Genomic DNA, 6,202 nt, shown 5'->3' on the forward strand with positions numbered 1-6,202 from the left:
CCGCACCATGCGCGCAGCCGTACTGCACGAGATCGGCCAGGACAAGCTGGAGGTCCTCGACGACGTCGAGGCGGTGGGGTTCGGACCGGGCCGGGTCAGGATCCGGGTCCGGGCCACCGGGCTGTGCCACTCGGACCTCTCCGCGATGGGCGGGGTGCTGCCGCAGCCCGCGCCGTTCGTGCCCGGACACGAGGGCGCGGGCGAGGTCCTGGAGGTGGGGGAGGGCGTCACCCGGGTGAAGCCCGGTGACCGGGTGGTGGTCTGCTGGCTGCCCGCCTGCGGCGCCTGTCCCGCCTGCAGGCGCGGCCAGACGGAACTGTGCCTGGCCGGGTTCATGAACGCGGGAACGCCCAACTTCCGGCGCCCCGGAGGGGATGTGTTCGGTTTCGCGGGCACCGGGACCTTCGCCGAGGAGGTCGTCGTCGACGCGGGCTGCGCGGTCCCGATCCCCGACGACGTGCCTTTCGACATCGCCGCCCTCATCGGCTGCGGGGTCACCACCGGCCTCGGCGCCGCGCTCAACACCGCCGATGTGGCGGCCGGTTCGTCGGTCGCCGTCATCGGCTGCGGCGGGGTCGGCATCTCCGCCGTGCAGGGCGCGCGGCTCAAGGGCGCCGCCGAGATCGTCGCCGTCGATCCCGTTTCCTCCCGCCGTGAGTCCGCGCTCAGGTTCGGCGCCACCCGGGCGGTGTCGCCGGAGGAACTGCCCGGCGCCAAGCAGGAGGTCACCGGCGGCGAGGGCTTCGACTACGTCTTCGAGGTCGTCGGCCGCTCCGCCACCGCCCGCACCGCCTACGAGAACACCCGGCGCGGCGGCACGCTCGTCGTCGTCGGCGCGGGCGCCATGGACGACCACCTCCAGCTCAACATGTTCGAGCTGTTCTTCGACGAGAAGCGGATCCTGCCCTCGATGTACGGCGGCGGGGACGTCCTGACCTCCTACGAGCGGACCATCGCCCTGTGGCGGGCCGGCCGGATCGACCTCGCCGGGCTCATCACGCACCGCGTCCCGCTCGCGGACGTCAACGAGGCCCTCGATCAGATGCGCACGGGGACCGCCCTGCGCACCTGCATAGAGATCTGAGGGGGCGACCCACGGATGGCACCACCGATGGAATCACCTATCGAATCGCCGATGGATTCACCGATGGGATCGCCGACGGATTCACCGGTGGGATCGCCGATGGAACCACGGACGGCACGGCTGTCACCGCCGCTGGAGGGGCTCACGGCGATCGTCACCGGCGCGGGGCGCGGGCTCGGCCGGGCCGAGGCGCTCGAACTGGCCCGGCTGGGCGCGGCGGTCGTCGTCAACGACTACGGGCAGCCCGGACGCGACGGCTCCGGGGAGGCGTCGGCGGGCCCCGCCGAGGAGGTCGCGGCCGAGATCCGCGCGGGAGGTGGCACCGCCCTCGTCCACACGGGCGATGTCTCCGACTTCCGGCAGGCCCGTGACCTGGTCGAATCGGCGATCACCGAGTTCGGCAAGCTCGACGTGGTCGTCAACAACGCGGGCATCCTGCGCGACCGTATGGTCTTCTCGATGGCCGAGGGCGAGTGGGACTCGGTGATCCGGGTCCACCTCAAGGGCCACTTCAACACCACCCGCTTCGCCGCCGCGCACTGGCGGGAGCGGTCCAAGGCGGCGGGCGCCCCGGTGTACGGGCGGATCGTGAACACCTCCTCGGAGGCGTTCCTCGCCGGATCGGCCGGACAGCCCAACTACGCGGCGGCGAAGGGCGGGATCGTCGGCCTGACGACGTCCAGCGCGCTGGCGCTCGCCAAGTACGGCGTGACGGTCAACGCGATCTGCCCGCGCGCCCGGACCCGGATGACCGAGGACGTCTTCGCCGGGTTCGACCAGCCCGCCGAGGGCCTCGACCCGCTCGCGCCCGAGCATGTCGCGCCGCTCGTCGGGTACTTGGCGTCACCGGCCGCCGCGCGCGTCAACGGGCAGCTGCTCGTGGTGCACGGCGGGATGGTCGCGGTGGTGGAACGGCCTCGGGTGCGGGCGAAGTTCGACAGCAAGGGGGACACGTTCGGCTTCGAGGAGCTGGACACCGTCCTGGGCGCCCACTTCGCGGACCGGCCGGCGGGGGAGACGTTCGCGGCGGCGGAGGTGCTGGGCCTGAGGAGGGAGCAGCCGTAGCGGAGAGGGCGTCGACGCGGCGGCGTGACGTGCGAAGGGGCTCCGCCGTCCGGGGATGGACTGCGGAGCCCCTTCGGCGTACCGTCAGGCAGCCGCCTCGGCCTTGTCCTCGGCCGGCTTGCGGTGCCGCCCGCTGGGGGCGGCGGTGCCGTCCTGGGCCGAGACCTGACCCCGGTGCCGACCGTGCCCGGCCGTCTCCTGGGCGTCGGTGGACAGCGGCTGCGTCGTGCTTGCGTCGCTCATCTGGTGAATTCACCCCGTCAACATGATCTTTCTTACAGCCGGGCGATTTTATCCGGCGCACCACGGGGCGGATCCAGGCGGCCACGCCAACCGCAGCTAGTTCGTTACAAGTCGGCTCAGGGGAGCCTGTTGCAACGGGACGGGGCGAGGCGCGGCGGGCTCCGGAACCGTCACTTCCGGTGCGGCGGGCTCGGGTTGCACGGGGGTGGCCGGGGGGATCAGGTGGGCCACCGCGCAGGGTTCGTCCCGGGTGGCGTACGGCAGTCTCAGCACGCCGTCCGGTGTCCACAGGCCGCTGCCCGCCAGCCAGCCCTCGGGAGCCGCGAGCTGATGGAGCTGCCGTTCGGCGGGGCGCCAGGTGCCGACCCAGGTGCCGAAGGAACCGTCGATGCGCAGCGCCACCGCGCAGCGCTCCGGAAGCAGTATCTGGCCGGGCTGGACGGCGAACGGCGTGAGCGCGCAGTCGGGCAGGCGCAGGGACTCCGGGAAGCGGACCGGCAGGGTGCTGCCGAGCACGCCCCAGCCGAGCCGCGGGGCGCCGGGGGAGGGGGCGTCGGAGCGGATCAGCAGCAGGCCGCTGTCCAGGTCGGCGAGCAGCAGTCGGTCGTCGCTGTCCGCGGCGATCTGGAGCAGCGGGGAGACCTCGCCGTGCTCCAGGTCCACCGCGACCGTCTTGGTCCGGCCGCCCAGCTCGCGGTCCAGGGCGAGCATGCGGCCCGTACCGTCCAGCCAGACGCCGCCCGAGCAGCGGCCCGGGACCTCGGCGAGCAGCTCGGGGCCGAAGGCGCCGCCGGCGACCAGCCACACGGTGCTGGTGCGCTCGCCCACGGCGAGGGCGTACGCGCGCTCGCCGCAGGGGGCCGGGGGGAGCAGCCGCACGCGGGCCCGTGCCTGCGGGCACTCCACGGCGCCCAGGGGGAGCTCGCCGGTGCCGGGGCCGGTGGGGTACAGCAGCGAGAAGGTGTGCCGCTCCTCGACGTACCGGCGCACCAGCACCCGGCCGTCGGCCAGGGGCTGCACCTCCGTGCCGGGCTCCTCCGGCTGGTGGACCGGCAGGGAGACCGCGTAGGGCTCGGGCCCGTCCAGGGTCCAGCGCTCCGGGAACCACGCGTCGGGGTGGGGTCCGCGGGCGAGACGGGCGGCGTAGGCGCCGTCCGCGGTGATCACACAGGGGGCCGGGGGGACGGGCGGGACGGGGTCCTCGTCGCCGCCCTCCGCGGTGGGTTCGATCGCACAGGCCGTCATGGGTCGGTCACCTCCGGCGAAGAAGCTAGTTTTCGCACGCGCGGACGGGGGAGCCGGAGGCGGGGGGCTTCCCTCGTACGAGTGGTGCAGAAGCGATTCATCAGAGGCGGATGGGGTGGCTGTGCTGCTCCTGAGGGGACACGGGGCTTGACGCGGCGGGGGGCGGGCGCCGACCTGCGCGACCAACGCGCTGTCATGTGCACACACTCCCGCCCGTCCCAGCCCCGCAGAGCGGCCAGGTAGCCTTTTCCCCGTGCCCCGTCTGTCTGAAGTCATCGCCGCGCTGGAGAACCTGTGGCCCGCCGAGCGGGCCGAGTCCTGGGACGCGGTCGGCACCGTCGTGGGGGAGCCGGATCGGGACGTCTCCCGGGTGCTGTTCGCCGTCGATCCCGTCCAGGACGTCGTCGACGAGGCGGTGAAGCTCGGGGCCGGTCTGCTCGTCACCCACCACCCCCTCTACCTGCGCGGGACGACGACCGTCGCGGCCTCCACCTTCAAGGGCCGGGTCGTGCACACCCTCATCAAGAACGACATCGCCCTGCACGTCGCCCACACCAACGCCGACACCGCCGACCCCGGCGTGAGCGACGCCCTCGCCGGCGCGCTCGACCTGCGGGTCGTACGGCCCCTCGTGCCCGACGCGAGCGACCCCGACGGGCGGCGCGGCCTCGGCCGGATCTGCGCCCTCGACCACCCGGTCACGGTCCGCGAGTTCGCGGCCCGTGCCGCCGAGCGGCTGCCCGCCACCGCGCAGGGCATCCGGGTGGCCGGCGACCCCGAGGCGCTCGTCCGCACGGTCGCCGTCAGCGGCGGCTCCGGGGACAGCCTGTTCGACCACGTCCGGGCTGCCGGCGTCGACGCCTTCCTCACCGCGGACCTGCGCCACCACCCCGTCTCGGAGGCCCGCGCCCACAGTCCTCTCGCGCTGCTCGACGCGGCGCACTGGGCCACCGAATGGCCCTGGTGCGAGCTGGCCGCAGCCCAGCTCGACGAGATCTCCGACCGCCACGGATGGGGCCTGCGGGTCCACGTCTCGCGTACGGTCACCGACCCCTGGACCGCCCACGCGGCGTCCACCACCTCTAACGCAATGGGAGCCCCCAACTGAACGCCGCGCCCGCCGACCAGATCCGCCTTCTCGACGTCCAGGGCCTCGATGTCCGCCTCCAGCAGCTCGCCCACAAGCGCAGGTCGCTGCCCGAGCACGCCGAGATCGAGTCGCTCACCAAGGATCTGACGCAACTGCGCGACCTGCTCGTGGCCGCGCAGACGGAGGAGAGCGACACCGCCCGCGAGCAGACCAAGGCCGAGCAGGACGTGGACCAGGTGCGCCAGCGCGCCGCCCGCGACCAGCAACGCCTGGACTCCGGCGCGATCACCTCCCCCAAGGACCTGGAGAACCTCCAGAAGGAGATCGTCTCCCTCGCCAAGCGCCAGGGCGACCTCGAGGACGTCGTCCTGGAGGTCATGGAGCGCCGCGAGTCCGCGCAGGAGCGGGTCGCCGACCTGACCGAGCGCGTCGGCGCCGTCCAGGGCAGGATCGACGACGCGACCGCCCGCCGTGACGCGGCCTGCGAGGAGATCGACGGCGAGGCGGCCTCCGTCACCAAGGAGCGCGAGGTCGTCGCCGGGTCCGTCCCCGCCGACCTGCTCAAGCTGTACGACAAGCTGCGCGAGCAGCAGGGCGGCATCGGCGCGGCCAAGCTGTACGCCCGTACCTGCCAGGGCTGCCGTCAGGAGCTCGCCATCACCGAGCTGAGCGAGATCCGCAAGGCCGCGCCCGACACCGTCGTACGGTGCGAGAACTGCCGTCGGATCCTCGTGCGCACGTCCGAGTCCGGGCTGTAGGGGGGCCGCGGCGTGCGGGAGTTCATCGTCGAGGCGGACGGCGGGTCGCGGGGCAACCCCGGGCCCGCGGGGTACGGCAGTGTCGTGATCGACGCGGCGACCGGGGAGACCCTCGTCGAGCGCGCCGAGTTCATCGGGGTGGCCACGAACAACGTGGCCGAGTACCGGGGTCTGCTGGCCGGTCTGCGGGCCGTCCTCGAACTCGACCCGTCGGCGACGGTGCGGGTGCGGATGGACTCCAAGCTCGTCGTCGAGCAGATGTCGGGCCGCTGGAAGATCAAGCACCCGGACATGAAGCCGCTGGCCATGGAGGCCGCCCGGCTGCTGCCGCCCGCACAGGTCACCTACGAGTGGATACCGCGCGAGCGGAACAAGCACGCCGACCGTCTCGCCAACGAGGCGATGGACGCCGGCCGGCGCGGCGAGCAGTGGGACCCGGAGGCGTCCCGCGCCGCCCTGGACCCGGCCGCGGCCGCCCGGGCCGCCGCGGCCCCGCCGGAGCCCGCCGGCCCGCCCGGAGACGCGGCGGCGGGCGCGGCGAGGGCCCGCGAGGCGCTGGCCCAGGCGCGGACATCCCCCTCGACCGCCTCAACCGCCTCGGCGGAGGCGGGGACGCCCAGCCCGGCAGCGACCACCGGCGGCCCGGCAGCGACCACCGGCGGCCCGGCAGCGACCACCGGCGGCCCGGCAGGCGCCGCCGGCACCGACCCCACCCCT

The 6,202-nt window shown here is 73.9% G+C and carries 7 protein-coding genes; 5 read left to right on the forward strand and 2 right to left on the reverse strand.

The window, feature by feature from the left end; all coding sequences use genetic code 11:
- The first annotated feature begins 7 nt into the window (after positions 1 to 7).
- On the forward strand, positions 8 to 1,084 hold the full coding sequence (locus AQJ58_RS04055) for a Zn-dependent alcohol dehydrogenase (RefSeq protein WP_067244788.1): 1,077 nt from the start codon (positions 8 to 10) through the stop codon (positions 1,082 to 1,084).
- 99 nt (positions 1,085 to 1,183) lie between these two features.
- Positions 1,184 to 2,149 (forward strand): 3-oxoacyl-ACP reductase, encoded by a 966-nt coding sequence (locus AQJ58_RS04060; RefSeq protein WP_067244790.1) that lies wholly within the window; start codon positions 1,184 to 1,186, stop codon positions 2,147 to 2,149.
- 84 nt (positions 2,150 to 2,233) lie between these two features.
- Here the strand turns inward: AQJ58_RS04060 and AQJ58_RS43730 are convergent, their stop codons facing one another.
- Positions 2,234 to 2,392 (reverse strand): hypothetical protein, encoded by a 159-nt coding sequence (locus AQJ58_RS43730; protein ID WP_199844521.1) that lies wholly within the window; start codon positions 2,390 to 2,392, stop codon positions 2,234 to 2,236.
- 96 nt (positions 2,393 to 2,488) lie between these two features.
- On the reverse strand, positions 2,489 to 3,637 hold the full coding sequence (locus AQJ58_RS04065) for a hypothetical protein (RefSeq protein ID WP_067244792.1): 1,149 nt from the start codon (positions 3,635 to 3,637) through the stop codon (positions 2,489 to 2,491).
- Positions 3,638 to 3,890: 253 nt separating this feature from the next.
- Here AQJ58_RS04065 and AQJ58_RS04070 point away from each other — a divergent pair, with 253 nt between their 5' ends.
- The 3 genes from AQJ58_RS04070 to AQJ58_RS04080 form a co-directional block, all read left to right on the forward strand.
- Positions 3,891 to 4,745 (forward strand): Nif3-like dinuclear metal center hexameric protein, encoded by an 855-nt coding sequence (locus tag AQJ58_RS04070; RefSeq protein ID WP_067244794.1) that lies wholly within the window; start codon positions 3,891 to 3,893, stop codon positions 4,743 to 4,745.
- A complete protein-coding gene (locus AQJ58_RS04075) occupies positions 4,742 to 5,485 on the forward strand; it encodes a zinc ribbon domain-containing protein (protein WP_079078685.1) in 744 nt (247 codons plus the stop codon). The genes AQJ58_RS04070 and AQJ58_RS04075 overlap by 4 nt, the downstream gene beginning before the upstream one ends.
- A 12-nt stretch (positions 5,486 to 5,497) precedes the next feature.
- Positions 5,498 to 6,202 (forward strand): reverse transcriptase-like protein (locus AQJ58_RS04080; RefSeq protein ID WP_159056210.1); only part of this gene is annotated, 705 nt, incomplete at its 3' end.

The sequence above is a fragment of the Streptomyces sp. DSM 15324 genome, assembly GCF_001514285.1.
GTDB lineage: Bacteria > Actinomycetota > Actinomycetes > Streptomycetales > Streptomycetaceae > Streptomyces.

What these genes read in the sequence shown, in the direction of transcription:
- AQJ58_RS04055 (WP_067244788.1), top strand. Translation starts at nt 8, where the DNA reads ATGCGCGCAGCCGTACTGCACGAGATCGGCCAGGACAAGCTGGAGGTC.
- AQJ58_RS04060 (WP_067244790.1), top strand. Translation starts at nt 1,184, where the DNA reads ATGGAACCACGGACGGCACGGCTGTCACCGCCGCTGGAGGGGCTCACG.
- AQJ58_RS43730 (WP_199844521.1), bottom strand. Translation starts at nt 2,392, where the DNA reads ATGAGCGACGCAAGCACGACGCAGCCGCTGTCCACCGACGCCCAGGAG.
- AQJ58_RS04065 (WP_067244792.1), bottom strand. Translation starts at nt 3,637, where the DNA reads ATGACGGCCTGTGCGATCGAACCCACCGCGGAGGGCGGCGACGAGGAC.